This window comes from Mesobaculum littorinae (assembly GCF_004011175.1).
GTDB lineage: Bacteria > Pseudomonadota > Alphaproteobacteria > Rhodobacterales > Rhodobacteraceae > Tranquillimonas > Tranquillimonas littorinae.
Window position 1 is genome coordinate 230,912 of the sequence record NZ_RQXX01000004.1, and the last position, 26,108, is coordinate 257,019.

Genomic DNA, 26,108 nt, shown 5'->3' on the forward strand with positions numbered 1-26,108 from the left:
AGCCCCGGAGGCAGGCGATGAAGATCATCGTGGACGAGCTTGGTCACAGCTACGGCGATATCGAGGTGCTGAAAGACATCTCGCTGACGATCCCGCAGGGGCAGATCGTCTGCCTCGTCGGACCCTCGGGCTGCGGCAAGTCCACGCTTCTGCGGATGATCGGCGGGCTTGAGCGTCCGACCCGCGGCGCGGTCCTGACCTCGGGCGCGCCGCCGGCGGAATCTCTGAACCCGCTCACCTACATCTTTCAGCACTTCGCGCTGCTGCCCTGGCGCAGCGTCGCCGACAACATCCGTCTGGTGCTGGAAGATCACAAGCTGCCGCGCAAGGAGCAGGAGGCGATCATCGCCGACGTCCTGGCGCGGACACGACTGTCCGAGTTCGGCCATGCGCTGCCCAAGCAGCTGTCGGGCGGGATGAAGCAGCGGGTCGCCATCGCCCGCGCGCTGGCCGTGCGCCCGGCCTGCATGCTGATGGACGAACCCCTGTCCGCCCTCGACAGCCAGACGCGCGAGCTTCTGATGGAGGACTTGGTGTCGCTCTGGTCGCGCGAACCCTTCACCGCGGTCTACGTCACCCACAATCTGGCCGAGGCGGTGCGGCTGGGCCATCGGATCGTCGTGCTGTCGCGCCGCCCCGGGCGCATCCACCGCATGGTCGACATCGACATCCCCCTGGAGGAGCGGCACCTGGGTACGCCCGAGCTTGAGGCCCACCAGGCCGAGCTGTGGGAGATGATGCGCGCCGAAGCCGAAGCCGCCGACATGGAGCTGATCGATGGATGACACCCGCCCCCTGCCCCGCCCCCGGTCACAGGCCGGCCCGGGCCAAACCGCCGTGGCGGGCGACGCCCCGGGTCCTGCGTCGGGTCCTGCGTCGGGCCAGACCCGGCCGGTGCGTTTTCGCGGCGGCGGGTTCCAGCCCGTGCCGGTGCGCGGTGCGGCGATCGTCGTCTTCGTGGTGCTGATCGCGCTTCTTGAGATCGGCACGCGGACGGGGGCGATTTCGAACCTGACGATGCCGCGGCCCTCGGCGGTGGTCGAAACGCTCTGGTCGCTCGCCGCCTCGGGGCGTCTGTGGCAGCACCTTGCGCCGTCGCTGATGCGGCTGGCCGTGGGCGCCAGCCTCGGCGCCGTGACGGGCATCGCGGTCGGTACCGCGATCGGGCTTTTCAGCTACGCCCGGGCGGGGCTGGTGCCGCTGATCTCGGCGCTGTTCCCGATACCCAAGATCGCGCTCCTGCCGCTTTTCGTGATCTGGTTCGGCATCGGCGAAAGCTCGAAATACGCGCTGATCGCCTTCGGCACCTTCACCCCCACCGTCGTCGCCACCTTCGGCGCGGTCGACAGCGTCGACCGGCAGCTGATCCGCATGGGGCAGAGCTTTGGCCTGTCGTGGTGGTCGATCGTGCGCAAGATCGTGCTGCCCGGCGCCTTTCCCGGCATCCTGTCGGGGCTGCGCGTGTCGATCGCCATCGCAATCATCCTGCTGGTCGCGGCCGAGATGCTGGGCGCGCAATACGGCATCGGCTCTTACATCCTCGAGGCCGGATCGCTTTACGATCTCGAACGGCTCTTTGCCGGCGTCACCATCCTGTCGCTGCTGGGGCTGATCGTCGGCTGGCTGATCGGCCTTGTCGAGCGCCGGTTCCTGACCTGGCGGTCCTGAGCCACTGCCCGGCCCCGGCTGTCTGGCCTAACTGCAGGGTCCGGCTGCCCGGCGCGGCTGTCTGGCTTGGGTATCCGACCTGACGATTGCGGCGGGGGGCCTGCCCCCCGCCTTCATAACAAGGCCAGGGCGAACCAGGGCACGGCGATCAGCAGCGCCAACCGGATGATGTCGGCGATCCAGAAGGGCAGCACCCCGCGGAACACCGTCATCAGGTCGACGTCGGGAATGACCGAGCGCATGACGAAGACGTTCATCCCCACGGGCGGGGTGATCAGGCTGATCTCGGTCACCACCACGACGACGATGGCGAACCAGATCAGCACGTCGTCGGGATTGCCCAGCGCCCCCGGTCCGAAATCCAGCTGCGCGACGACCGGGTAGAACACCGGCACCGTCAGAAGGATCATCGACAGGCTTTCAAAGACGCAGCCCATCACCAGATAGATCGCCACCATCAGCGCGATGACCAGCCAGGGCGACAGGTCCAGCGCGTAGATCATGTCGACCATCTCCATCGGCAGGCCGGCAAAGTTGATGAAGGTCGAGAATATCTCGGCCCCGATGATGATCGCGAAGATCATCGCCGTCGACAGCACGGTTTCACGCACCGCGCCGCGAAACCCCGCCCAGTCCAGCCCGCGGATCGCCAGCGCGAGGAGCAGCGCGAAAAGCGCGCCCATGCCGCCCGCCTCGATCGGTGTAAAAATGCCGCCGTAGATCCCGCCCATGATGAAGAGGAACAGCGCCAGCGTGCCCAGGACACCGGTCGTGTCGCGGCGCGACATCGGGACGACCTCTTTCACCTCGGGCGCGCGCGACGGGTCCACCCGGACGGTGACGACCACCGCCACGAGGTAGAGCACGATCCCCAGCGCCCCCGGTAGCAGCCCCGCGATAAACAGGTCGCCGATGTCGGTTTCGGTCAGCAGGCCGTAGATGATCAGGATCACCGACGGCGGGATCAGGATGCCCAGCGTGCCGCCCGCCGCGATCGCGCCCGTGGCCAGACGGTCGTCGTAGCCGAAGCGGCGCATCGGCGGCAGGGCCACCCGGCTCATCGTCGCGGCGGTGGCCAGCGACGACCCCGAGACGGCGGAAAAGCCGCCGCAGCTAAGCACGGTGGCCAGCGCCAGCCCGCCGCGCATCCGTCCGAACAGGCGGTCGGCCCCGGCAAAGAGGCCCTGCGCGATACCTGACTGCGCCAGCACATTCCCCATGAAGATGAACAGGGGCACGACCGAAAGCGTATAGCTGAGCCCCGTTTCGAACACCGCCGTGCCGATCATCGCCCCCGCCGCATCCGGGCTGCGCAGAAGGGCAAAGCCGCCCCCGCCCACCAGCGCCATGGCGAAACCGATGGGCACCCGCAGGAAGACGAGCGCCAGCAGCACCGCGATCCCGATCAGCGAGGCGGTCATGACCGCGCCGCCCGGACGAAACCGAAGATCGCGGCGCAAAGGCAGCTTGCCGCACCGAAAAGCGCGAGCGGCGCAAAAGGCAGCCCCAGCGAGATCGAGCGCGTTCCGTCCTCGGCCTGTTGCAGGCCCAGCGCGCCAAGCCGCCAGGCGAAAACCAGAAGCACCCCTGCGGCGACCACTGCCGCCAGCCACAAAAGACCGCGGCCGATGCGGTCGGGCAGAAGGGTGGTCAGCAGGTCCACCTCGACATGCCCGCCGCTGCGCCCCACCAGCGGCAGCGCGGCAAAGACCAGCGCGCCCAGGATCATCTCGGTCAACTCGAAGGCGCCGGGCAGCGGCGCATCGACCAGGTAGCGGCCGATGACGTCCAGCCCGGTCACGGCCATGAGCGCGATCAGCAGCAGGCCCGAGAGGATCTCGAGCCCGCCGGAGAGAACACGCAGCATCAGTCTGCCGCAGCCTCGCCGTCTTCCGTGGCCGCAGCGTCGTCAGCCGCGTCGCCGCCCGTGCTGTCGTCCGACGCGCCTCGGTCCGACGCGCCTTGCATCGATGCGCCCGGCATCGCCACGCCAGTCATCTCGCGCAGGCGCGCCAGTGCGGCCTGTCCGTCGCGATCCTCCGGCAGGCTGTCGGCCCAGGCGGCCTCGGCCTCGTCCGCCACTTCGGTGATCGCCTGAAGCACCGCGTCGTTTGCGGGGGCCGAGACGATGCCGGCGGCGTCGATCTCTTCCTGCGCGGCGGCGTCGGCGTCGTTCCACGCCTGTCCCACACGTTCGGCAAAGGCGAGCCCCGAGATCCCTTCGATCGCCTGCTGATCCTCGGGCGAGATCCGCGTCCACGCGTCTTCGTCCATGACGAGGAACCAGGTCGTGTTGTAAAGCCCGCCCGGCACGGTCAGCGAATACTTCAGGTCATCGGTCAGGTTGAACGCGGTCAGCGCCTCTTGCGTGAAGGTCGCGCCGTCGATCACCCCGCGCGACAGCTGTTCGTAGACCTCGGTCGACGAGGTGAAGACCGGCGTCGCGCCCAGCCCCTCCATCAGCGTCGCGGTATAGCCGCCGGGCACGCGGATCTTCAGCCCCTCGAAATCTCCGGGCGCCTCGATCGCGCGCCGGGCATTGTGGAACACGCCGGGCCCATGGGTGAAAAGGCCCAGGACATGCGTGCCCTCGTGATCCTCGGCCGCGCCCAGATCTTCGGTATAGACCGTGTAGAACGCCTTCGAGACGGACACGGCATCGTCGCCCAGAAACGAGAACTGGCCCACCTGACTGGCGTCGAAGCGGTCGTCCTGGCTGAACGAATGCAGGCCGTAGGTGATGTCGGCCACGCCGTCGCGGGCCATGTCGAAATGCGCCGGCGGCGCGCCCAGCGGCGAGGCCAGCACCCGGATGCCGACGCGGCCCTCGGTCACCTCTTCGACCTCTTCGGCCCAAGGCTTCATCGCGTTGACGACGATGGGATGGCGCGGCGGCAGCCAGCTTGACATCACCAGGTCGATATCGGCGGCGGCGGCGCCCTGCGCGCCCCCCAGGATGCCGGCCGAAACCAGGCAGATTTCCGTTAGACGACGCATGAAGCTCCTCCCAAAGCGTGACCCTGTTCCCCGTGTGCTAGTGGTTGAGTTTGTAACCATCAATCGCGGTCAGTCCGGGAACTTGTCGAACCCCGCCAATCTTTGCAGGCAGTCGATCAGCACCGCCCTCTCGCCCGACGACAGGTTGGCCGTCAGATCGCGGTCGTGGCGTTCGGCCACGCCCACCAGATCGTCGAACGCGCGCCGGCCCTGCGGCAGAAGCGTCAGGATCTCGCGCCGCCGGTCGGTCCCGCTTTCCCGCCCAGCGACGAACCGCTTTTCCTCCAAGGCACTGACGGCACGGCTGATCTTGGTCTTGTGCATCTTCGCCAATCGGCAAATCTCCGAGGCCGTCATGTCGCCATAGCGGCCCAGGTGGAACAGCACCCGCCATTCGGTTCGCAACATGCCGTAGCGGTCCTTGTAGACGCGGGAGAACCCCAGGCTCGTCTCTTCCGCCGCTTGGTTCAACAGATAGGGCAGGAAGGTCCGCAGGTCGAAATCGCTCATCGCCGCCTCTCGTATTTCCGGGCTTGTTGGTTACAAAAGCAACTTTTACCACGTCCGACAAGAGGTGGAGGAGCTTCCATGACCGATCAGACACGGATGTCGGGACTGGTCCGGGCCGCGACCCCGATGGGCACGACCGAGGGCTACATGCCCGGTTTCGGCAACGACTTCGAAACCGAGGCGCTTCCGGGCGCGCTGCCGCAGGGCATGAACTCGCCGCAAAAGGTGAACTACGGCCTATACGGCGAACAGCTGTCGGGCACGGCCTTTACCGCGCCCAGCCATCAGAACGAACGCACATGGTGCTACCGCATCCGCCCCAGCGTGAAGCACCAGGGCCGGTACGAGCGCATCGACCTGCCCTACTGGAAATCGGCGCCCCACATCCCGCAGGACGTGACATCGCTGGGGCAGTACCGCTGGGACGCGGTGCCCCACAGCGACGACAGCCTGACATGGCTGACCGGCATGCGCACGATGACGACGGCAGGCGACGTCAACACCGCCGCGGGCATGGCCGCGCATATCTACCTCGTCACCCAGTCGATGCAGGACGAATACTTCTACTCGGCCGACGGCGAATTGCTGGTCGTCCCGCAGGAAGGGCGGCTGCGCTTCGCGACCGAACTGGGGATCATCGATATCGCGCCGCAGGAAATCGCGATCATCCCGCGCGGGCTGGTCTATCGGGTCGAGGTGATCGAGGGCCCGGCGCGCGGCTTCGTCTGCGAGAACTACGGGCAGAAGTTCGACCTGCCGGGCCGTGGGCCCATCGGCGCGAACTGCATGGCCAACCGGCGCGACTTCAAGACGCCGGTCGCCGCCTTCGAGGACCGCGAGGTGCCGTCGACCATCACCGTGAAGTGGTGCGGCCAGTTCCACCGCTCGGAGATCCCGCAATCGCCGCTGGACGTGGTGGCGTGGCACGGCAACTACGCGCCCTGCAAGTACGACCTGAAAACCTATTGCCCGGTGGGGGCGATCCTCTTCGACCACCCCGATCCGTCGATCTTTACCGTGCTGACCGCGCCCTCGGGCGTCGAGGGGACGGCGAATATCGACTTCGTGCTGTTCCGGGAACGCTGGATGGTGATGGAGGATACGTTCCGCCCGCCATGGTACCACCGCAACGTCATGTCCGAGCTGATGGGCAACATCTACGGGCAGTACGACGCCAAGCCGCAGGGCTTCGTGCCCGGGGGGATGAGCCTGCACAACTGCATGCTGCCCCACGGCCCCGACCGCGACGCGTTCGAAAAGGCGTCGAACGCCGACCTCGGCCCCGACAAGCTGGACAACACCATGTCCTTCATGTTCGAGACGCGCTTTCCCCAGCACCTGACCGAATTCGCTGCCCGCGAGGCGCCGCTGCAGGACGACTACGTCGACTGCTGGGACGGGCTGGAAAAGCATTTCGACGGGACGCCGGGGCGCAAGTAGCCCGCCCGCGCGCTCCCCGGGCCACAGGGGGCCGCGGCACAAGGAAAAAGGGAGGAACGGCTTGCTCAAGCGAAGCTGGATCGAAAGCGCGAATGATGCCGAGGGGGACTTCCCCCTCAACAACCTGCCCTACGGGGTGTTCTCGACCGCCGAAGCCGGCCCGCGCTGCGGCGTCGCCGTGGGGGACATGATCCTCGACCTCGCCCGCGCCGAAAAGGCCGGGCTGACCGGCACCCACGGCCTGTTGCAGGCGCCGGCGTGGAACAGTTTCATGGCCGAAGGCCCGCAGGCGTGGGAGGCGCTGCGCACCCGCCTGACCGAGCTTCTGGCCGAGGGCGCCGAACAGCGCGCGGCGGTCGAACCGCTTCTGGTGGCGATGTCCGGCGCGCGGATGCACCTGCCGATCGAGGTCGCGGAATACACCGATTTCTATGCCTCGCGCCAGCATGCCACCAACGTGGGCACCATGTTCCGCGGGGCCGAGAATGCGCTGCCGCCCAACTGGCTGCACATCCCCATCGGCTATAACGGCCGCGCCTCGACCGTCGTCGTGTCGGACACCGAGGTGCGCCGCCCGGTGGGCCAGACCCGGGCCAAGCACGCCGAAATGCCGTCCTTCGGCCCCTGCAAGCGGCTGGATATCGAGCTTGAGATCGGCGCAATCGTCGGCACGCCGTCGCGGATGGGCGAGCCCGTCACAACCGCGCAGGCACAAGAGATGATCTTTGGCTACGTGCTGCTGAACGACTGGTCGGCGCGCGATCTGCAGGCCTGGGAATACCAGCCGCTGGGCCCGTTTCAGGCCAAGGCCTTCGCCACCTCGATCAGCCCGTGGATCGTCACGCGCGCGGCATTGGCGCCCTTTGCCGTGCCCGAGCCCGAGCGCGAGGTGCCGCTGCTGCCCTACCTGCGCACCGATTTCCCCGGCAACTACGACGTGGACCTGTCGGTCGAGATGAACGGCCATACCGTCAGCCGCACCAACATGCAGCGGCTCTACTATTCCGCAGCCCAGCAGCTGGCGCACCACGCCTCGTCGGGCTGCGCAATGCGGACCGGCGATCTTCTGGGCTCGGGCACGATTTCGGGCGACACGCCGGACGCCTGCGGCTCGCTCCTTGAAATGACGTGGGGCGGCCAGACCCCGCTCGACCTGGGCGGCGAGAGCCGGACCTTCATCCAGGACGGCGACATCCTGACGCTCAAGGGGCACGCACAGGGCGATGGCTACCGCGTGGGCTTCGGCGCCTGCACCGGCCGCATCCTGCCCGCCCCCGACTTTCCCTGACCCAGCAAGGAGGCCGCATGGCCAAGGCATTCGCATCCGCCGGCGACATGGCGGACAAGAAGATCAGCTTTACCGAGGTGGGTGACGGGCTCTGGGCCTTCACTGCCGAGGGCGATCCGAACTCGGGCGTGATCATCGGCGACGACAGCGTGATGATCGTCGAGGCGCAGGCCACCCCGCGCCTGGCCGAGATGGTGATCGAGAAGGTCCGCGAGGTGACCGACAAGCCGATCACCCATCTCGCCCTCACACACTACCACGCGGTCCGCGTGCTGGGCGCCAGCGCCTACGGCGCGCGCGAGGTCATCATGTCCGACGTCGCGCAGGCCATGGTGGCCGAACGCGGGCAAGAGGACTGGGACAGCGAATTCGACCGCTTCCCCCGCCTGTTCCAGGGGCACGAAAGCATCCCCGGCCTCACGTGGCCCACGACGACCTTCAGCGACCGGATGTCGGTCTACCTGGGCAAGCGCCGGATCGACCTGATGAAGCTGGGCCGCGCCCACACGGCGGGCGACATCGTGATCCACGTGCCCGACCAGAATGTCATGTTCACCGGCGATATCGTCGAATACCACTCGGCCTGCTACTGCGGCGACGGGCATTACGCGGACTGGCCCGCGACGGTCGACCGCATCCGGGCCTTCGACCTCGACGCCATCGCGCCGGGGCGAGGCGACGCGCTGGTCGGCCGCGACCAGGTCAACGCCGCGCTGGATGCGACCTCGGACTTCGTGACCTCGACCTTCGACGCGGTGCGCCGGGTGGCGGTGCGCGGCGGGTCGCTGCAGGACGCCATGGCCCATGTGCGCGAGGTCTGCGACCCGAGGTTCGCCGATTACGCCATCTACGAACACTGCCTGCCCTTCAACGTGGCCCGCGCCTATGACGAGGCGCGCGGCATCGACACCCCGCGCGTCTGGACCGCCGCACGGGACAAGGAGATGTGGGAGGCCCTGCAGGGCTGACCCCCACGGGCAGGCACGCGCGCGCTTCGGGGGGGAGGCCCGGGCACCGCGCTGTCACCCCTGCCGCCCGACCGGGCGGAGGGCCGCGACCGGGGCACCCGCGCTGCACGACGCGGGCGCCCCCCACGGCACATTCGACGGGAGGAGACCGCCGTGCTGGACGACGACACGCAGATGCGACAGCTTTACCCCTATGCCCGCTGCCCCGACCAGGCGGCGGGAACCGTCGCCCATCATCCGGCGGTGGTGATCGGCGGCGGCCCCATCGGGCTGGCGCTTGCGCTGGATCTGGGGCTGCAGGGGGTCCCGACCCTTGTCCTCGACGATGACGAGGGGGCGGGCGAAGGCAGCCGGGCCATCTGCTTTTCCAAGCGCACGCTGGAGATCTGCGACCGGCTGGGCTGTGGCGACGCGATGGTCGACAAGGGCGTCGTGTGGAATCTGGGCAAGGTCTACCACGGGGCGGACAAGGTATTCGATTTCAACCTGCTGCCCGAGGGCGGCCACCGCCGGCCCGCCTTCATCAACCTGCAGCAGCCCTATTTCGAAACCTACCTCGTCGCCCGCATCCGTGAGGCCATCGCCGAGGGCGCGCCCATCGAGATCCGCGGCCGGAACCGGGTCGAGGGGCTTGAGGTGCGTGACGACGGCGCCGGGCTGACCGTGGCCACCCCCGACGGGCCCTACGCCCTGTCCGCCGATTGGGTGCTGGCCTGCGACGGCGCAAGATCCCCCACCCGCAAGGCGCTGGGGCTGGGGTTCGAGGGCAAGGTGTTCCGCGACAGCTTCCTGATCGCCGACGTGAAGATGACCGCCGATTTCCCGACCGAGCGGCGGTTCTGGTTCGAGCCGCCGTTTCGCGAGGCCGGAGATTCCGCGCTGCTGCACAAGCAGCCCGACGATATTTGGCGGATCGATTTCCAGATCGGCTGGGACGTCGACCGCGAGGCCGAGCTGCGTCCCGAGCGGATCCGCGCCCGCATCGACCAAATGCTGCCCGGCGCGGATTACGAGCTTGTCTGGACCTCGATCTACACCTTCCAGTGCCGCCGGATGCAGTCGTTCCGGCACGGCCGGGTCCTGTTCGTGGGCGACAGCGCGCACCAGGTGTCGCCCTTCGGGGCGCGCGGCGCCAACGGCGGGATGCAGGATGCCGACAACCTGGGGTGGAAGCTGGCGATGGTGATGCAGGGGGCCGCGCCGGAAACGCTGATCGACAGCTACGATGACGAACGGATCTTCGCGACGGACGAGAACATCCGCCATTCGACCCGGTCGACCGACTTCATCACCCCGAAATCCGACATCAGCCGGGTGTTCCGCGATGCGGTGCTGCACCTGTCGCGCCGGCACGACTTTGCCCGCCCCTTCGTGAACTCGGGCCGCCTGTCTGCACCGGCGATCTACGACGGATCGCCACTCAATTCCCCCGATGCCTTGCCGCAGGGCCCCGCCGGGGCGCGGCCCGGGGCCCCCTGCCCCGACGCGCCGCTGAAGGGCGGCTACCTGCTTGACCACCTGCGCGGCGGCTTCGTGCTTCTGGCCCTGGGCCAGACCGCGCCCGAGGGCACCGGCCTTGCCACCCTGTCGCTGCCCGATCCCGGGGATGATCTGCGCACCCGCTACATGGGCGACCATGACCGCGCGCTCTACCTGCTGCGGCCCGACCAGCACGTCGCGGCCCGGTGGGCGACCGCCACAGCCGACGACATCACCGCGGCCCTGGACCGCGCCACCGGAAGGGCCGCCGCATGACCGCGCTTGTCACCCACCGCAACCTCGACCGGCCCGATGATGTCTACGACCTGCTTCTGACCGCGCACGAGGGGCTGTCGCCCGAGGAAAGCAGCGCGCTGAATGCCCGGCTGATCCTGACCTTGTGCAACCACGTGGGCGATGTCCGCATCATCCGCGCGGCGCTCGAAGTGGCCCGGGAATGACCGTGACGCTTTACGACTACTGGCGGTCCTCGGCCAGCTACCGTGTGCGCATCGCGCTGAACCTCGCGGGCCTCGCCTATCGCGCGGTGCCGGTGGACCTGCTGGCGGGCGACCAGTCGGCGGCGGATCATGTCGCGCGGAACCCGCAGGGCTTCGTGCCGGTGCTCGACATCGACGGGCTGCGGCTGACCCAGTCGCTGGCGATCCTCGAATACCTGGACGAAACGCGGAACCTGGGGCTTCTCCCCCCGGACCCCGCGGGCCGGGCACGGGTGCGGGCGCTGGCGCAGGTCATCGCCGCCGACACGCATCCCGTCTGCAACCCTTCCGTCATGGCCGAGGTGGTGCGCCTGGCCGCCCCTTCCGATCCCGCAGAGCTGCGGCAGGGCTGGCAGCGCCATTTCATCCGGCGCGGGCTGGCCGCGGTGGAGACCCTGCTCGACACGCCCGAAACGGGCCGCCATTGCCACGGCGATGCCCTGACGCTGGCCGATCTCTGCCTCGTGCCGCAGGTCTACAACGCCCGCCGCTGGAAGGTGCCGCTGGACGACCTGCCCCGCGTCCGCCGTGCCGCCGAGGCCGCCGAGGCGCTCGCCCCGGTTCGCGACGCCGCGCCCGAGCGGCATCGCCCCTGACCTGAGAGCCGCGCGACTTGCGCATATCCGCCCAGCCGCACGCCCGGGCCGGTTGCCAAGTGCGATGTTATGTCATAACACTTTGTGGAAATGCCGACGCGTCCTCCGTCCCGGAGGGCTGCGCCGCTTCGCAACCATATCGAGGGCATCCATGACTTCCCGACTAACCCGGGCCGCGCTTCTTTCCGCGGCCTTCATCGCCGGCCCTGCCATGGCACAGGACGACACCACGATCTGGCGCATCTTCGTCGCGGACCAGGAGACGGGCCGGATCACGGCGCTGGATCTCGACACGCCCGACACCCGCTGGACCTTCGATGTCGCGGGCCCCGCGACCCTCTTCTCCGTACCCACGGGCGAAGCCATCGTCGCGATCCAGTCCGACCACGACCAAGTGAATTTCCTCGACAGCGGCGTGGCCCTGCACGCCCATGGCGATCATGCCGACATCAGCGTCTCGGACCCGGCGCTGATCGACGGCGCCCTGACCGGACCGCGCCCGTTTCACATCGTCACGCATGACGGCGAAAGCGCGATCAACTTCGACCGCGGCGGCTACGCGGCGATCCTGGACGACGCCGCGATGCTGGACGGCGCGACCGACCCGAAGCGTTTCGAACAGGCGCGCGCACACCACGGCTTTGCCGCGCCATTCGGCGACTACGTGATCAGCTCGGTCGCCACCGACACCCCGACCAAGGGCGACGACCTGCCGCCGCGCGCCGGCCTCGCGGCCTTCACCCCCGGGGGCGCGCAGGTGGGCGAGATGCAGACCTGCACCGACCTGCATGGCGAGGCGATTTCGGGCAACCTGCTGCTGGCAGGCTGTGCCGAGGGCGTGGCCACCGTCCGGATCGAGGACGGCGCGCCGGTCTTCGGGATGCTGCCCTACCCCGAGGATGCGCCCGACGAACACACCGGCCATGTCTGGGGCGCGAAGGCGATGCAGATCTTCCTGGGCGATCACGGCCCCGACGCGGTGGTCGTGATCTCTCCGCAGGAAGAGCCCGCGATGACGCGCGTGTCCCTGCCCTACCGCGAGGTCGACACCATCCTCGACCCCGCGCGCCCGCAGGATGCCTATATCCTGACCGAGGACGGCACGCTGCACCGGCTGAACCTGCTGTCGGCCGAGATCGAGGACAGCCGTCAGGTGACCGGTCCCTATTCGATGGACGGCCACTGGCGCGACCCGCGGCCTTGCCTGGCGATCGCGGGCGACCGTATCGTGATCAGCGACCCCGACGAGGCGCAGCTGCGCGTGCTCGACGCGGAGACGATGGAGGAAACCGCCACGATCCCGGTCGAGGGTCTGCCCTTCAACCTGCTCGCTCTCGGCGGCAGCGGCCTGACGCACTGACCCAGCGCCCCGGTACCGCCCCCGTCCTGGCCTGCGCCAGCCCGGGGACATGCCTGTCGGCACATGAAACGGGGTGCCCGAGCGGCGCCCCGTTTTGCTCTCTGCCCCACCGCGTTGCCGCATGCCCCCGCCCTCGACGCCTTCCGGCGCGGGGCGGGGCGGAGTGGGGCGCGACGAGACGCCGGTGCGCCTATTTCGGCGTCACCTCGACCGGGATCGATTCGTATCCCCGCAGCCAGTTATTGAAGATCTGCACCGGCTCTCCGGTCAGGCGGATCGCGCTGACCTGCCGGGCCAGGGCCGTCAGGACCGCCGCCGCCTCGAGCCGGGCGACCATCTGGCCGACGCAGGCATGGATGCCCCAGCCGAAGGCCAGGTGCCCCGCCGCCCGCCGCGTGATGTCGAACCGATCCGGATCCTCCCACTTGTCGGGATCGCGGTTCGCGGCGGCGAGGAAGGTCAGCACCTTTTCCTCCTTGCCCAGACGCACACCGTGAAAGTCGAACGCCGACGCGGTCGTGCGGCCGATGATCGGCGAAGAGGGCGTCCACCGCAGTGTCTCTTCAAACGCCGCGTTGGCCAGCGACGGGTCGGCGGCCAGCATCTCCCACTGTTCGGTGTGCTGCAGCAGGGCGCGGATCGTCAGCCCGATGCCATAGGCCGTGGTGTCGATCCCGGCCGAGATGAAGGTGCGCACCAGCATCCCCGCGCTGTCTGCGGTGATCTCTCCGGCATCGGCGGCCTTGAAGATCTCTTCGCCAAAGCCCCCGGGTTCGAGGTTGTCGCGCGCCATCTGCCGGACGACGTAGTCGAAGGTGCCCATCTCCTCGACCACCTTGCGGGCGGCCTCGTAGAGATCGTTGCGCGGCCCCATCGCGTTGAAGTTGAGCGTGGCGTAGGGCATCAGGTGCTCCCGCCCGTCCTTGCGCATGCCGACACTGTCGGGCAGCACCTTGAACGGGAAGGCGAAGGCCAGGTCGTGCGCTGCATCGAAACGGCGCTGCGCGACCAGCCCCGCCACCATCTCCTCGGCCTGGGCAAAGAAATCCTCGCGCAGCTGGCGCATCACCTTGGGCGACAGGACCCGTTGCAGCACCTTGCGATGCGCGGTGTGCCCCGGCGGGTCGGCTTCTAGGATGACCGATGGCTTGCGCCAGGGCTCGTCCCGCACAACGTTGGTCAGCCCCGTCCCGAAGGACGAGGAGAAGCGTTCCCAGTCGTCGAAGATCTCGCGGATCACCGCGTCGCGGCCCGTCGCCCACAGCTTGTACCGGGGCAGCCAGACCATGTCGCCCGCCTCGCGGATGGCGCGGTCGACGGGGATCGGATCGGCCATGGTCTCGCGGCTGAACGGGTCGAGGTCGAGGCTCGGGCGGTCTGTCACGTCACTCATGCGTCGGTCTCCTCAATCGAAGCGGCGGCGGCGGCCAGCCACAGGGCCACGGCGCGGGCGCCGGGGTCGGGATGGCCCAGAACGCGGTCGCCGACATAGCTCGACCGGCCGCGCCGCGGTGTCATCTGCTCGGTCTCTCGCGCACCGGCTTCGGCCGCGGCGGCGGCGGCGGCCAGCCTTTGCGCCACGCTGCCCTCTTGCGCCATGGCGGAGGCCGCGGGGTCCAGCGCGTCCAGCATGGTGCGGTCGCCCGGCGCGGCGCCGCCCAGGGCGGCCAGCGCGTCGACCCCGGCGCGGAACGCCCGGGCCAGGCGGGGACCGGGGGCTGCATCGAGCGCGCCGGCGACAGCCTCGCCCGACCCCAGCGCGAGAATCGCGTAAAGCGGGCCAGAGGTGCCCCCCGTCCGGGCCCGGATCGCCGCGCCGATGCGGCGCATGACCTCGGGTTCGGAGCGGCCCTCAAGCTCGGGCAGAGCGGCCAGAACCGCCTCGGCCCCGCCGGCCAGCGACCGGCCGATATCGCCGTCGCCCGCGATCTGATCCAGCCGGGTCAGGTCGGGTTCGGACTGGATCAGCACCCGGGCCCCGGCGCGGAACGCCGCCAGTAGCGCGGGGGCGCAGGCCGGGCCCTCGTGCTCCGTCGCGGCCTGCGCGGCCTGCGGCGCGGCGACGGTCCTGAGACCCGGGGCCCGGCCCGGGGCCACCCAGCCCGGCGCCCGCGCCTCGGCATCGAGGGCCGCGCGCCGCGCGTCGTCCAACCGCATCAGCGACAGCGAGGCACCCGCCATGTCGATCGCGGTCAGGAAGGTGCCGGCCATGATCCGCGTCACCGACAGGCCAAGCCCGTCACAGGCGGCAAGCGCGGCCTTGGTCATGATCGCCACCTCCATCGGCGGCGTCGCACCGAGGTTGTTGACCATCAGCGCGACCTCCTCGCCCCGTTCCAGGCCGCGGTCGCGGGCGATGCGCCCCACCATGTCGGCGGCCAGGTCCGTGGCGCGCCGGATCGCCACCCGGTCGAGCCCCGCCTCGCCGTGAATGCCCAGCCCCAGCTCGATCTCGTCCGGCCCAAGCTCGAAGTTGGGCGTCCCCGCCGCCGGAACGATGCAGGGCGACAGCGCGACCCCCATCGAGGCCACGGCGCCGATTGCAGCCTCGGCCCGGGACTTGACCTCGGCCAGCGGAAGACCCTCTGCCGCGGCGGCGCCCGCGATCTTGTGCACGAAGATGGTCCCGGCGATGCCACGTCGGCCGGCCGTCTCCTCGGCCGTGCCCAGAGCCGCGTCGTCGTCCACGACGACGATGTCGACCTCGTGCCCCTCGGCTCGGGCGATCTGCGCCGCAAGGCCGAAGTTCAGCCGATCGCCGGTGTAGTTCTTGACGATCAGAAGCACACCGCCCGGCCCCGCGACGCTGCGGATCGCCGTCAGCACCGCATCGGTCGAGGGCGAGGCGAAGACGTCGCCCGCCACCGCCGCAGTCAGCAGCCCGGGACCCACGTAGCCCGCGTGGGCCGGTTCGTGCCCCGATCCGCCGCCCGAGATCAGCGCGACCTCGCCGCGTCCGCGCAGCGTATCCAGATCCGCGCGCACCACGGTGGTCGTGCCCTCGATCAGGGCCAGGCCGTCATGCGCGGCGACAAGACCCGCCAGCGCGTCGGGAACCACCTCCGCGATATCGTCGATCAGCTTCTTCATGCCGTTTCCTCCTCCTCTCGTTCCGGCGTCGCGGGACGCGGCAGGGCCGCCCCGCACGACGCCCCGCCACTTCTGCACCCCGGGCAGCAGGATCGCCAGCCCATCCAGGACCTCGGGCGACCGGACCCGGCGGCCCGGAGGGCTGAGAGGCGGGCGCAGGCCAGCGCCGGCCTCGCCGCTAGCCGGCTGCACGACGTGGCGGACGCGGCAGTACGGAGGAGCTTTCGTGCAGGGACGCGGGCGCCATCGGCGCTGCCGTCACGGGGCGGGACCGGCCCCGTGGACGGGGGAGGGCCGCGACCGGAGGGGGGGCGGTCAGTCCGCCGCCCGCCCCTCGGCCCGGCGCTCGCCGGGGAACAGCAGGTAGTAGAACACCGGCGCGGCGATCAGCGTCAGGATCGACGCAAAGCCCAGGCCGCCCATGATCGTCACCGCCATCGAGGCGAAGAACGCATCCCAGATCAGCGGCACCATCCCAAGGATCGTGGTCGCCGCCGCCAGCACCACCGGTCGCAGACGCGAGGTCGACGCCTCGACCACGGCGCGGGTGAACGGCACGCCCTGCGCGCGGGTCAGGTCGATTTCCTCGACCAGCACGATGCCGTTCTTCAACAGCATCCCCGACAGGCTGAGCAGCCCCAGAAGCGCGGTGAAGCTGAAGGGAAGGCCCGTGGTCAGAAGACCGATCGCCACGCCGTTCACCGCCATCGGCACCAGAAGCCACACGATCAGCGGCTGCCGCAGCTTGCCGAAAAGCAGGATCGAGATCAGCACCATGATGATGAGAGAGATCGGCAGCCGGGTGGCGAGCGATTCCTGCGCGTCGGTCGAGTTCTCGTATTCGCCGCCCCATTCCAGGGCATAGCCCTCGGGCAGGTCCATCGCCTCGATCGGGGCGCGGACCTGTGCAAAGACCGAGGCCGCGGTGACACCCGCGGGCACGTCGCCCATCACGGTGATCGTGGGCAGGCGGTTGCGGCGCTGGATCAGCGTGTCCTCGGCCGAATAGGCGAACCCGTCCAGCAATTGTTCAAGCGGGATGAACGTGCCCGCGGCGGCCGAGTAGACCGGCTGCCCTGCCAGGTGCGCGCCGCCCTCGGACGCCGCGCCGGGCATCCGCACGACGATGGGGATCAGGCGGCTATCCTCGCGGTAGGTGCCCGCCGTCAGGCCCTTGGTCGCCAGTTGCAGCGCCTGCGCCACGTCGCTGCGGGTGACGCCCGCGGTCTGCGCCCGGCCCTCGCTGTAAAGCGGCCGGATCGACATTTCGCGTTCGCGCCAGTCGGTGCGCAGGTCGCGCAGCTGGTCGGTCGCCTCAAGCATCCGCGTCTCGGCCTCGGCGGCAAGCTTGCGCAGCACATCGGCGTCCGCCCCGGAAAACCGCACCGCCACCGCCGCCCCGCCGCCCGGACCGAAGGCCAGCCGTTCGGTGCGGAACTCGCCCCCCGGCAGCGCCTGCCGCCCGAAGGCGTCGAGGTCGTCGCGCAGGCCCGGGATCTGCTCCAGCGTTTCGGTGCGGATGATCAGGTGGCCATAGGTCGCCAGCTGTTCGTTCGGATCGTAAGTCAGCATGAACCGCGACGCGCCCCCGCCGACGAAGGTCGAGACCGACACGACCTCGGGCCGGTCGGCCAGCCAGTCCTCGACCAGGCTCATATCGCTGGCGGTGCGGTCGATCTCGCCCCCCTGCGGAAGCTGGTAGTGGACGTAGAAGAGCGGCGTGTTGCTGTCGGGGAAGAACTGCTGCTGCACCTGCCCGAAGCCCCAGTAGCACACGACCGTCACCGCGATCAGCCCCGCCACCACAAGCCAGCGCAGCCGCAGCGCCAGACGCAGGGTGGCGGCATAGGCACGGAAGATCGGGCCGTCATAGGCGCCCTGCGCGCCCGCGGCGCCACGCTTGAAGAAGTAGTGCGCCAGAAGCGGTGTGACCGTGACCGCCAGCAGCCACGACAGCATCAGCGAAATGCCGATCACGGCAAAGAGCGAGAACAGGAATTCGCCCGCCGCATCCGGCGACAGGCCGATGCCGGCAAAGGCCATGACACCGATGATCGTCGCACCAAGAAGCGGGATCTGCGTCTTGCCCGCCGTGTCCTCGGCCGCCTCGCGCGAGGGTTTGCCCTGCGCCATGTCGCCCTGCATGCCCTCGGCGATGACGATGGCATTGTCGACCAGCATCCCCATCGCGATGATCAGCGCACCCAGCGAGATGCGCTCCATCTCGATCCCGAAGAGCGCCATGAAGAAGAGCGTGCCGACAACCGTCAGAAGCAGCGTGACCCCCACCACGACGGCCGACCGCCACCCCATGAAGACCGCCAGAACCACGATCACGATGGCCACCGACATCGCGAGGTTCAGAAGGAAGGCATTGGACGCCTCCTCGACCACGGTGTGCTGCTGGTAGACGGGGTTCAGGTCGACACCCACGGGGATTTCCGACTGCAGCTCGGCCAGACGGTCATCGACGCGCCGGCCCACATCGACGATGTTGAGCCCCTCCTTGCCCGAGACGCCCAGCGTGAACGCCTCCTGCCCGTTGAAGCGGATGATCATCGACGGATCCTCGACCCGGCCACGGCTGACGCTGGCGAAATCGGTCAGGTCCACCACGTCGCCGCCGACGCCGATGGTGATGCCCCGGATCTCGTCCACCGTGCGCGAGCCCGAGGGCGCGTCGATGCGGATGCTCTGGCCCTGCTGGTCCAGGCTGCCCGCCGGCACCACGGCGGTGGATTCCGAGATCGCACCGGCGATCGCCTCGGGGTTCAGGCCGAGGTTGGTCAGGATCGCCGGGTCGGGTTCGACAAAGATCGCCTCTTCCGGCAGGCCCGCCAGCGTGACGTCGGCCACGCCGTCGACGGCCAGGATCTCGCGCCGCAGGAAATCGGCGATGTCGTGCACCTCGTCATCCGAGAACCCCGGCGCGGTGACGGCGAAGAAGATGCCGTAGACGTCGCCGAAGCTGTCGTTGACCAGCGACGTGCCCGCATCGGGCGGCAGGTCGGCCTGCGCATCGCCGACACGGGCGCGCAGGCGGTCCCAGACCTGCGGCAGCTCCGAGCCGTCGTAGGTGTCGGCGATCTGCACGTTGATCCGGCTGAGCCCCGGCTTGTTGAACGATTCGAGCGTGTCGAGCTCGTCCATCTGCTGGATCGCGGATTCCAGCGGCTCGGACACCTCGCGCGCGACCTCGGCGGCCGAAGCACCGGGATAGGGCGTCAGGATGATGGCGTTCTTGATGGTGAAGGACGGATCCTCCAGCCTGCCCATGGTCAGGAATCCCCAGACCCCGCCAAGAAGGCAGACGAGCATCAGCATCCATGTCAGAAGCGACCGGTCGATCGCGGCGCGGGCGATGGGCATGGGCCTAGTCCCCGATGCCGGTAAAGCGGCGCACCGTCTGGCCGTCGCGCAGCTGCGCACCGCCGGCCAGCACCACCTCGGTGCCGGCGCCGGGGCCGCTGACGAGCGCGACACGGGCATCGTCGCGCACCTCGATCTCGACCGGTTCCCAGTGGACGGTGCCGGTGGCGCCCGCCGCGTCGTCGTCCGCGTCGAAGACCATCAGTCCCGGCCGGCGGTCGGGGTCGAAGACCAGCGCGGTTTCGGGCAGCACGATCTGCCGCGCCCCGCCGCCACGCGCGGCCTGGGCGGTGACGGTCACCGACGCGCCCGGCAACAGCCAGTCGGGCACCGCGCCCGTGAAGGCCAGCGTGATCTTGTAGGTCTGCGCGATATCGGCGGTCTCGGCCTCGAACTCGCGCAGGGTCAGGGGGAAGGTTTCGCCGTAGCCGGGGAAACGGCCAGTGAAGCTTACCCCCTGCCCGCCTTCCAGCGCGTTGCGGAACAGAATCTCGGGGACGTCGATATCGACCCGCAGCTCGGACATGTCGTGGATCCGCACCACCGGCTGGCCGGCGCTGACGGTGGTGAAGGTCGCCACCTCGCGGCGGGCAACCAGCGCGGGAAAGGTGGTCCGCAGCGTGGCGTCCTGCAGGTGATCGCGCGCCTCCTCCACCGCGACCTCGGCGAGGTCGACCTGGGTCTGCGCGTCCCGGATCGAGGTCTGGGTGACCGAGATGTCCGACAGCTCTTCCAGCCGCGTCAGGTCGCGGCGGGCCTTGTCGAGGTTGACTTCGGCACGCGCGACCTCGCGCTCGAACGGGGTCTGGTCGAGCCGGGCGATCAGCGCGCCCTCTTCCAGCGGCCGCCCCTCGACCACCGGAAAGGCGGTGATCTGCCCGCCCACCTGAAAGGCCAGATCGACGGTTTCACGCGCCCGGACGCGGCCGAAGAAATCCCGTTCCAGCTGCGATTGCGCCGCCGACAGCACCATCAGCTTGGCCGGCCGGACGACCTCGCCTCCGGTCTCCTGCTGCGCCGTCGCGGCAGGCGCGGCGACCAGCAGCGACAGGATCAGCGGGAACGCCCCCCTCAGGAACGGAACCGGCGCGGCACGGTATCTCATGGATCTCTCCAACTTTTCCCGGCGACGGCCACGGCTGGGGCCGGGAGGCACCGGCGCCCCGCAGCCTGCGTCCGCTGGATGGGGGTGGGTCTATCGTGATCGGGCGCGGGAAAACGCCGGCTGGCCCTTCCCTCTCGGAACTTGGAATGACATATCTGTCAGGATGACAAAAGTGTCAACTCAGGACCACAGGGTCAGCACCGGGTGCCGTCGCCGTGCCCGCACCCGCGCCACGTTGTTGCGCGCGGGATTGCAGGTCATGGCCAAGAAGGGCCCGGGCCAGACCTCGATCGACGACGTGATCCGTGCCGCGGGCGTGGCCCGTGGCACGTTCTACAAGTATTTCCGGTCGATTCCCGACCTGATCAACGCGCTGGGGCCCGCCGTTCTGGACGAAATCGTGATGGGTCAGGCGGACTGGGTCGGCCAGCTTGCGGACCCGGCCGAGCGCATCTGCGCCGGGCTCACGTCGGTCATCGCGCTGGTCGAATCGCATCCGGTCCTCGGCCACTTCATGGCCCGCTCGGGCTGGCCCGCCGCGGACCTGAGCGCCCACCTCATGCAGAAGATCGGCGGCGTCGTCGATCAGGGCATGGACGAGGGTCGCTTTGCCCCCATGCCCCGCAGTGTCGCGCTGGCGCTGATCGAAGGCGTCGTCCTGGGCAGCGTGCACGCGGTCGCGCAGGGCGCCAGCGCCCGGCCGATAGGCATAAGCGCGTCCGAGGTCATTCTGCGCGGCTTCGGCCTGCCCGCGGAAGAGGTCGCGCGGATCGCGGGCGCCCCTGTCACCGGGCCCGCCCCGCGGCAGGGCTACCTGCTGGGCGGCCTCGCCTCGGACTGATCCCCCTTCGCGGCAGATCTTCCCCAAGCGCCCGGCCGCGCCCCCGGCCCCGACACGCGGGATAGCCCGCCCCGGCGACAGCCCGGCCTTGCCCCGACCGTCAGCCCTGCCCCAAGGCGTGCCTGACCAGCCGCCAACGCCCTTGACAGGTCGCTTCCTGTATAACAGGTTGCAACATATGTCATACAGGGCGCAGGACGCGCCCTGAGGGAGGAGGTGGCATGCTACTCGACCGGCGACGGACGAACGCGCTTGTTGGACAGGGGGCGTCGATCCTGGTCACCCTGTTCGGCCTGCTGATCCTGACCTTCGTGATCGGGCGGATCATGCCGAACGATCCCGTGCGCGCCATCGTCGGCGAGGACGCCACCCGCGAGGTCTACGACCGCGTCTACCAGCAACTGGGCCTCGGCCGCCCGGTGTGGGAGCAGTTCCTTCTCTATATCCGGGACGTCGCGACGCTGGATTTCGGCACCTCGGTGCGCACCGGGCAGCCGGTCCTGACCGACATCCTGCGGGTGCTGCCCGCCACCATCGAACTGGCGACCTTCGCCATCCTCTTCGGCGCGCTGGTGGGCGTTCCGCTGGGGGTTCTGGCGGCGGTGAACAAGGACCGCTGGCAGGACCACGTGATCCGCGTCTTCTCTCTCATGGGGCATTCGATGCCGATCTTCTGGACCGGGATGATCGGCCTTCTGGTGTTCTACGCCTGGCTTGGATGGGTCGGCGGATCGGGGCGGATGGACCAGTTCTACATCGGCCTCGTGCCCGAGCGGACGAACTTTTTGCTGATCGACAGCCTGCTGGCGCGGCAATGGGACGTGTTCGCGAGCGCGCTCAACCACATCCTGCTGCCCGCGTCGCTGCTGGGATATTCGTCCTCGGCCTACATCACGCGGATGACGCGCAGCTTCATGCTGGACCAGATCAACCAGGAATATATCACCACCGCCCGGGTGAAGGGCCTGTCGACCCGCCAGACGATCTGGCGCCACGCCTTCGGCAACATTCGCGTGCAGCTCGTCACGATCGTCGCGCTGGCCTATGGCGCGCTGCTGGAAGGCGCGGTGCTGATCGAAACCGTCTTCGCCTGGCCCGGCTTCGGGTCCTACCTTACCGCCAACCTGCTGATCGGCGACATGAACGCGGTGATGACCTGCGTGCTCGTCGTGGGGGTGATCTTCATCGCGCTGAACGTGCTGTCGGACATCCTCTACCGCGTCTTCGACCCCAGGACACGAGCATGATGACCGAAACCGCACCCCGCCCCGAAACCGACACCGCGACCGCGACCGCCACCCCGCGCCGTCGACGCACCCCGCAGGCCCTGAAGACCGCCGGCACGCTGCTGCGGTTCCTGATGCGGCAGCCGCCCTCGGCCTTCGGGCTGGTCGTGCTGGCGCTGCTGGTCGGCACCGCGATCCTCGCCCCGGTCCTGGCCACGCACGACCCTTACGTCCAGAACCTGGGCGAAACGCTGCTTCCGCCCTCGGGGGCGCATTTCTTCGGCACTGACGAGCTGGGGCGCGACGTCTACAGCCGCCTCGTCCACGGGTCGCGGATCACGCTGACGATCATCTTCCTGGTGACGATCGTGGTGGGGCCCATCGGTCTGGCCGTGGGCACCGCCGCGGGGTATTTCGGCGGCAAGGTCGATATCGTGCTGATGCGCGTGACGGACATCTTCCTGTCCTTCCCCTCGCTGATCCTGTCGCTTGCCTTCGTCGCCGCGCTGGGGCCCAGCCTGAACAACGCGATCATCGCCATCGCGCTGACCGCCTGGCCGCCCATCGCGCGGCTGGCGCGGGCCGAGACGCTGACCTTCCGCAAGGCCGACTACATCTCGGCCGCGCGGCTGCAGGGCGCGTCGCCCCTGCGGATCATCTGGCGGTCGATCGTGCCGATGTGCCTGCCCTCGGTGCTGATCCGGCTGACGCTGAACATGGCGACCGTGATCCTGACCGCCGCGGGGCTGGGATTTCTGGGCTTGGGCGCGCAGCCGCCGCTGCCCGAATGGGGCGCGATGATCGCCACCGGGCGGCGCTACATGATCGACAGCTGGTGGCTGGTGACCTTCCCCGGCCTCGCCATCCTCGCCGTCAGCCTTGCCTTCAACCTGCTGGGCGACGGGCTGCGCGATGCGCTCGACCCGCGCCAGATGCACAAGAGGTAGCCCATGACCGACCCCATCCTCGACGTCGCGGACCTGTCGGTGCGCTATCCCGGCGCCACCGCGCCCGCCGTGCGCAACGTCAGTTTCACGCTGGGCCGCGAACGGCTGGGGGTCGTGGGCGAATCCGGCTCGGGCAAGTCGACGCTGGGCCGGGCGCTGATGCGCCTGATGCCCGCCGCCGACATCACCGCCCGGCGCATGCAGTTCGAAGAGGTCGACCTGCTGGCGGCCCGCGAACGCCAGATGCTGAAGCTGCGGGGCCGGCGCATGTCGATGATCCTGCAGGACCCCAAGTTCTCGCTCAACCCGATCCGGCGCTGCGGCGACCAGATCGCCGAGGCCTACCGCACGCATTTCCGCTGCTCGAAGGCGCAGGCCCACGACAAGGCGGTCGAGATGCTCGACGCCGTCCAGATCCGTGAGCCCGAGCGGGTCTACCGCCTCTATCCGCACGAGGTCTCGGGCGGGATGGGCCAGCGGGTGATGATCGCGATGATGCTGCTGACCGACCCCGACCTGGTGATCGCGGACGAACCGACCTCGGCGCTGGACGTGACGGTGCGGCTGCAGGTGCTGCGCATCCTCGACGACCTTGTGCGCGAAAAGGGGATCGGTCTGATCATGATCAGCCACGACCTGAACCTCGTGCGCAACTTCTGCGACCGGGTGCTGATCATGTATGCGGGGCGCGTGGTCGAAACGCTGAAGGCGCGCGATCTCGACCGCGCGCAGCATCCCTACACCCGCGGTCTTCTGGCCGCGCAGCCGCGCATCGCGGGCGACCGGGGCGACCTGCCGGTGCTGCAACGCGATCCCGCGTGGGAACAGGAGGCCCGCCCGTGAAACCCGTCGTGATCTCGGACCTCTCCGTCGCCTTCGGCGCCCTGCGCGTGCTGCATGATGTCAGCTTCGACGTGGCCGCGGGCGAATGCTTCGGCCTAGTGGGCGAGTCGGGGTCGGGCAAGTCCACGGTGCTGCGCTGCGCCTCGATGCTGTGGTCGAAATGGACGGGCGAGGTGCGCATCGGCGACCGCTCGGTGCGCGAGATGTCGGCCGCCGACCGTTGCCGGACGTTGCAGATGGTGTTCCAGGACCCCTTCGGATCGCTGCATCCGCGGCATTCCATCCGCACCGTCCTGTCCGAGCCGCTGAAGATCCAGAACATCCCCGATCGCGACGACCGGATGGCGCAGGCGTTGTGCGACGTCGGCCTGCCGGTCGATTTCCTAGACCGCTATCCGCATCAGCTGTCGGGCGGGCAGCGCCAGCGGGTCGCCATCGCCCGGGCGCTGATCGTCGAACCCGACGTGCTGTTCCTGGACGAACCGACCTCGGCGCTCGACGTCAGCGTGCAGGCCGAGATCATCAACCTGCTGATGCGACTGCGCGGCGAAAAGGGCCTGACCTACGTGATGGTCAGCCACGACCTGGCCGTGATCGACCACATGTGCGACCGCTTCGCCGTGATGCAGGCGGGCCGCGTGGTCGAGGTGCTTAACCGCGAGGCCATCGCCGGCAATGGCGCCACGCAGGCCTATGCGCGCGACCTGATCGACGCGAGCCTTGAATACGAACGCGCCCTCTGACCGGCCCGGCGACGGGTCCCATGGGGCGCCTGCCCCGGCGGGTCCTCCCGCCGCGGGGGACGCCACCGCCGCCGCTACCGGCCCACGCCCCGACGCGCTGCCCGACTACCTCGAGGCGCGGCGGCGGGCCCTGCCCTACGACCTGGGCTGGCGCCCGGACACCGACCCGGCGGCGTGGCGGGAGGGGTTGCGCGCGATCTGGCGCGACCTGTTGCCACCCATCGGCGCCACCGGCACCGCCGCGCCCGATGGCGCCGTGGCGCTGCGCCACGCAACGGGGGCCGTGGCGACTGGGCGGTTGACCCTGCCGCCGGGCCCCGGCCCGCATCCCGGCGTGGTGCTGTTTCACGAACATGGCGGGGCCTTCGCGACGGGCTGGGAAAAGCTGCACGACCACCCGGCCTCGGCCCGAACCCGGGCCGCCCTCTACGGGGGGCGCGCCGTGGCCCGGGCCTGCGCCGCCGCGGGAATGGCCACGCTGACCTGCGATGCGCCCTGCTTCGGGCGGCGGCAGGCCGGGGGGCACGCCGGGCAGCAGGCGCTGGCCGCAAGCGCCACCGCCCTGGGCTGGAGCCTCGCCGGCCTCGCCGCAGCCGAGGCGGCGGGCGCCGCGGACTGGCTGGCCGCCCACCCGCGCATCGCCCGCGTCGGCACCTTCGGCTTCTCGATGGGCGCCGTCGGCGCATGGAGCGCGGCGGCGCTCAGCCCCCGCGTCGCGGCGACGGCGGCCCTGGGCTGGATGGCCTGCCGGGCCGACCTGATGGCCCCGGGTCGCCCGCTTCTGGCGGGACACTCCGCCTGGCACTTCGTGCACCCGGGCCTGTCGCACCGCGCGGATTTTCCCGACCTTGCGGGGCTGGGCGCCGACCGCCCGATGTTCCTGCGATCCGGCCGCGGCGACCGCCACATGCCCGAGGTGAGCGTCGCGCAGGCATGGCACCGCATCGCCGCCATCGCCGCGGTCAGCGGGGCCCGCCCTCCCGACACCGCGTTCCACGACGCCGGTCACACCTGCCCGCCCGCCACGCTGGACGAGGCGGTGGCGTTCCTTGCCCATCACCTCGCGGCCTGATCCCGAGGGAAGGAATCCCTGACCCCGTCATCGGGCTGCCCGGCCCTCGCCCTCACGGAACGGGGC

General features: G+C 69.5%; 23 protein-coding genes. 15 read left to right on the forward strand and 8 right to left on the reverse strand.

Annotated features, from left to right (window positions below):
- The first annotated feature begins 17 nt into the window (after positions 1–17).
- Positions 18–785, forward strand: a complete 768-nt coding sequence (locus EKE94_RS13365) for an ABC transporter ATP-binding protein (RefSeq protein ID WP_127907119.1) — start codon at positions 18–20, stop codon at positions 783–785.
- Complete coding sequence (locus EKE94_RS13370; protein WP_127907120.1) at positions 778–1,668, forward strand: ABC transporter permease; 891 nt, start codon at positions 778–780, stop codon at positions 1,666–1,668. The genes EKE94_RS13365 and EKE94_RS13370 overlap by 8 nt, the downstream gene beginning before the upstream one ends.
- Before the next feature lie 113 nt (positions 1,669–1,781).
- Here the strand turns inward: EKE94_RS13370 and EKE94_RS13375 are convergent, their stop codons facing one another.
- The 4 genes from EKE94_RS13375 to EKE94_RS13390 all read right to left on the reverse strand — a co-directional run bounded on the left by EKE94_RS13375 (position 1,782) and on the right by EKE94_RS13390 (position 5,175).
- Positions 1,782–3,089, reverse strand: a complete 1,308-nt coding sequence (locus EKE94_RS13375; RefSeq protein ID WP_127907121.1) for a TRAP transporter large permease — start codon at positions 3,087–3,089, stop codon at positions 1,782–1,784.
- Positions 3,086–3,535 carry a TRAP transporter small permease gene (locus EKE94_RS13380; protein WP_127907122.1) on the reverse strand — a complete coding sequence of 150 codons (450 nt, stop codon included), beginning with the start codon at positions 3,533–3,535 and terminating at the stop codon, positions 3,086–3,088. The genes EKE94_RS13375 and EKE94_RS13380 overlap by 4 nt, the downstream gene beginning before the upstream one ends.
- Positions 3,535–4,665: a TRAP transporter substrate-binding protein gene (locus tag EKE94_RS13385; RefSeq protein ID WP_127907123.1), complete on the reverse strand. Its 1,131-nt coding sequence runs from the start codon at positions 4,663–4,665 to the stop codon at positions 3,535–3,537. Before EKE94_RS13385 ends, EKE94_RS13380 begins: the two co-directional genes overlap by 1 nt.
- Before the next feature lie 69 nt (positions 4,666–4,734).
- A complete protein-coding gene (locus tag EKE94_RS13390) occupies positions 4,735–5,175 on the reverse strand; it encodes a MarR family winged helix-turn-helix transcriptional regulator (RefSeq protein ID WP_127907124.1) in 441 nt (146 codons plus the stop codon).
- 78 nt (positions 5,176–5,253) lie between these two features.
- Here EKE94_RS13390 and hmgA point away from each other — a divergent pair, with 78 nt between their 5' ends.
- The 7 genes from hmgA to EKE94_RS13425 all read left to right on the forward strand — a co-directional run bounded on the left by hmgA (position 5,254) and on the right by EKE94_RS13425 (position 12,806).
- On the forward strand, positions 5,254–6,615 hold the full coding sequence (hmgA, locus tag EKE94_RS13395; protein ID WP_127907125.1) for a homogentisate 1,2-dioxygenase: 1,362 nt from the start codon (positions 5,254–5,256) through the stop codon (positions 6,613–6,615).
- Positions 6,616–6,676: 61 nt separating this feature from the next.
- A complete protein-coding gene (gene fahA / locus EKE94_RS13400; RefSeq protein WP_127907126.1) occupies positions 6,677–7,903 on the forward strand; it encodes a fumarylacetoacetase in 1,227 nt (408 codons plus the stop codon).
- 17 nt (positions 7,904–7,920) lie between these two features.
- A complete protein-coding gene (locus EKE94_RS13405) occupies positions 7,921–8,871 on the forward strand; it encodes an MBL fold metallo-hydrolase (RefSeq protein ID WP_127907127.1) in 951 nt (316 codons plus the stop codon).
- Positions 8,872–9,045: 174 nt separating this feature from the next.
- On the forward strand, positions 9,046–10,626 hold the full coding sequence (locus EKE94_RS13410) for an FAD-dependent oxidoreductase (RefSeq protein WP_127907271.1): 1,581 nt from the start codon (positions 9,046–9,048) through the stop codon (positions 10,624–10,626).
- A complete protein-coding gene (locus EKE94_RS13415; protein ID WP_127907128.1) occupies positions 10,623–10,811 on the forward strand; it encodes a DUF2783 domain-containing protein in 189 nt (62 codons plus the stop codon). Before EKE94_RS13410 ends, EKE94_RS13415 begins: the two co-directional genes overlap by 4 nt.
- Positions 10,808–11,446 (forward strand): maleylacetoacetate isomerase, encoded by a 639-nt coding sequence (gene maiA / locus EKE94_RS13420; RefSeq protein ID WP_127907129.1) that lies wholly within the window; start codon positions 10,808–10,810, stop codon positions 11,444–11,446. The genes EKE94_RS13415 and maiA overlap by 4 nt, the downstream gene beginning before the upstream one ends.
- Positions 11,447–11,597: 151 nt before the next feature.
- Entirely contained in the window at positions 11,598–12,806 is a 1,209-nt protein-coding gene (locus tag EKE94_RS13425) for a metallochaperone AztD (RefSeq protein WP_127907130.1), read from the forward strand.
- A gap of 190 nt (positions 12,807–12,996) precedes the next feature.
- Here EKE94_RS13425 and EKE94_RS13430 read toward each other — a convergent pair whose 3' ends face one another.
- The 4 genes from EKE94_RS13430 to EKE94_RS13445 form a co-directional block, all read right to left on the reverse strand.
- Entirely contained in the window at positions 12,997–14,199 is a 1,203-nt protein-coding gene (locus EKE94_RS13430) for a cytochrome P450 (RefSeq protein ID WP_127907131.1), read from the reverse strand.
- Positions 14,196–15,896 (reverse strand): dihydroxyacetone kinase family protein, encoded by a 1,701-nt coding sequence (locus EKE94_RS13435; RefSeq protein WP_127907132.1) that lies wholly within the window; start codon positions 15,894–15,896, stop codon positions 14,196–14,198. Before EKE94_RS13435 ends, EKE94_RS13430 begins: the two co-directional genes overlap by 4 nt.
- A gap of 315 nt (positions 15,897–16,211) precedes the next feature.
- Positions 16,212–19,265 (reverse strand): efflux RND transporter permease subunit, encoded by a 3,054-nt coding sequence (locus EKE94_RS13440; RefSeq protein WP_127907133.1) that lies wholly within the window; start codon positions 19,263–19,265, stop codon positions 16,212–16,214.
- Between the two features lie 4 nt (positions 19,266–19,269).
- On the reverse strand, positions 19,270–20,370 hold the full coding sequence (locus tag EKE94_RS13445; RefSeq protein ID WP_127907134.1) for an efflux RND transporter periplasmic adaptor subunit: 1,101 nt from the start codon (positions 20,368–20,370) through the stop codon (positions 19,270–19,272).
- 163 nt (positions 20,371–20,533) lie between these two features.
- Here EKE94_RS13445 and EKE94_RS13450 point away from each other — a divergent pair, with 163 nt between their 5' ends.
- The 6 genes from EKE94_RS13450 (at position 20,534) to EKE94_RS13475 (ending at position 26,042) form a co-directional block, all read left to right on the forward strand.
- Positions 20,534–21,211 (forward strand): TetR/AcrR family transcriptional regulator, encoded by a 678-nt coding sequence (locus EKE94_RS13450; protein ID WP_268878284.1) that lies wholly within the window; start codon positions 20,534–20,536, stop codon positions 21,209–21,211.
- Between the two features lie 221 nt (positions 21,212–21,432).
- Positions 21,433–22,458, forward strand: coding sequence for an ABC transporter permease (locus tag EKE94_RS13455; RefSeq protein WP_127907136.1), 1,026 nt, complete (start codon positions 21,433–21,435; stop codon positions 22,456–22,458).
- Complete coding sequence (locus EKE94_RS13460) at positions 22,458–23,384, forward strand: ABC transporter permease (RefSeq protein WP_127907272.1); 927 nt, start codon at positions 22,458–22,460, stop codon at positions 23,382–23,384. The genes EKE94_RS13455 and EKE94_RS13460 overlap by 1 nt, the downstream gene beginning before the upstream one ends.
- Before the next feature lie 3 nt (positions 23,385–23,387).
- Positions 23,388–24,227, forward strand: coding sequence for an ABC transporter ATP-binding protein (locus EKE94_RS13465; RefSeq protein WP_127907137.1), 840 nt, complete (start codon positions 23,388–23,390; stop codon positions 24,225–24,227).
- Positions 24,224–24,970, forward strand: a complete 747-nt coding sequence (locus EKE94_RS13470; protein ID WP_127907138.1) for an ABC transporter ATP-binding protein — start codon at positions 24,224–24,226, stop codon at positions 24,968–24,970. The genes EKE94_RS13465 and EKE94_RS13470 overlap by 4 nt, the downstream gene beginning before the upstream one ends.
- Positions 24,948–26,042 carry a hypothetical protein gene (locus EKE94_RS13475; RefSeq protein ID WP_127907139.1) on the forward strand — a complete coding sequence of 365 codons (1,095 nt, stop codon included), beginning with the start codon at positions 24,948–24,950 and terminating at the stop codon, positions 26,040–26,042. The genes EKE94_RS13470 and EKE94_RS13475 overlap by 23 nt, the downstream gene beginning before the upstream one ends.
- Positions 26,043–26,108 lie beyond the last annotated feature (66 nt).

Bases quoted from the DNA above. Each gene is read 5' to 3' on its own strand.
- EKE94_RS13450 (WP_268878284.1), top strand. From the start codon at position 20,534: ATGACAAAAGTGTCAACTCAGGACCACAGGGTCAGCACCGGGTGCCGT.
- EKE94_RS13460 (WP_127907272.1), top strand. From the start codon at position 22,458: ATGACCGAAACCGCACCCCGCCCCGAAACCGACACCGCGACCGCGACC.
- EKE94_RS13455 (WP_127907136.1), top strand. From the start codon at position 21,433: ATGCTACTCGACCGGCGACGGACGAACGCGCTTGTTGGACAGGGGGCG.
- EKE94_RS13385 (WP_127907123.1), bottom strand. From the start codon at position 4,665: ATGCGTCGTCTAACGGAAATCTGCCTGGTTTCGGCCGGCATCCTGGGG.
- EKE94_RS13465 (WP_127907137.1), top strand. From the start codon at position 23,388: ATGACCGACCCCATCCTCGACGTCGCGGACCTGTCGGTGCGCTATCCC.
- EKE94_RS13380 (WP_127907122.1), bottom strand. From the start codon at position 3,535: ATGCTGCGTGTTCTCTCCGGCGGGCTCGAGATCCTCTCGGGCCTGCTG.
- EKE94_RS13430 (WP_127907131.1), bottom strand. From the start codon at position 14,199: ATGAGTGACGTGACAGACCGCCCGAGCCTCGACCTCGACCCGTTCAGC.
- EKE94_RS13370 (WP_127907120.1), top strand. From the start codon at position 778: ATGGATGACACCCGCCCCCTGCCCCGCCCCCGGTCACAGGCCGGCCCG.
- EKE94_RS13375 (WP_127907121.1), bottom strand. From the start codon at position 3,089: ATGACCGCCTCGCTGATCGGGATCGCGGTGCTGCTGGCGCTCGTCTTC.
- hmgA (WP_127907125.1), top strand. From the start codon at position 5,254: ATGACCGATCAGACACGGATGTCGGGACTGGTCCGGGCCGCGACCCCG.
- EKE94_RS13390 (WP_127907124.1), bottom strand. From the start codon at position 5,175: ATGAGCGATTTCGACCTGCGGACCTTCCTGCCCTATCTGTTGAACCAA.
- EKE94_RS13445 (WP_127907134.1), bottom strand. From the start codon at position 20,370: ATGAGATACCGTGCCGCGCCGGTTCCGTTCCTGAGGGGGGCGTTCCCG.
- EKE94_RS13435 (WP_127907132.1), bottom strand. From the start codon at position 15,896: ATGAAGAAGCTGATCGACGATATCGCGGAGGTGGTTCCCGACGCGCTG.
- EKE94_RS13410 (WP_127907271.1), top strand. From the start codon at position 9,046: ATGCGACAGCTTTACCCCTATGCCCGCTGCCCCGACCAGGCGGCGGGA.
- EKE94_RS13425 (WP_127907130.1), top strand. From the start codon at position 11,598: ATGACTTCCCGACTAACCCGGGCCGCGCTTCTTTCCGCGGCCTTCATC.
- EKE94_RS13415 (WP_127907128.1), top strand. From the start codon at position 10,623: ATGACCGCGCTTGTCACCCACCGCAACCTCGACCGGCCCGATGATGTC.
- EKE94_RS13440 (WP_127907133.1), bottom strand. From the start codon at position 19,265: ATGCCCATCGCCCGCGCCGCGATCGACCGGTCGCTTCTGACATGGATG.
- EKE94_RS13405 (WP_127907127.1), top strand. From the start codon at position 7,921: ATGGCCAAGGCATTCGCATCCGCCGGCGACATGGCGGACAAGAAGATC.
- maiA (WP_127907129.1), top strand. From the start codon at position 10,808: ATGACCGTGACGCTTTACGACTACTGGCGGTCCTCGGCCAGCTACCGT.
- EKE94_RS13365 (WP_127907119.1), top strand. From the start codon at position 18: ATGAAGATCATCGTGGACGAGCTTGGTCACAGCTACGGCGATATCGAG.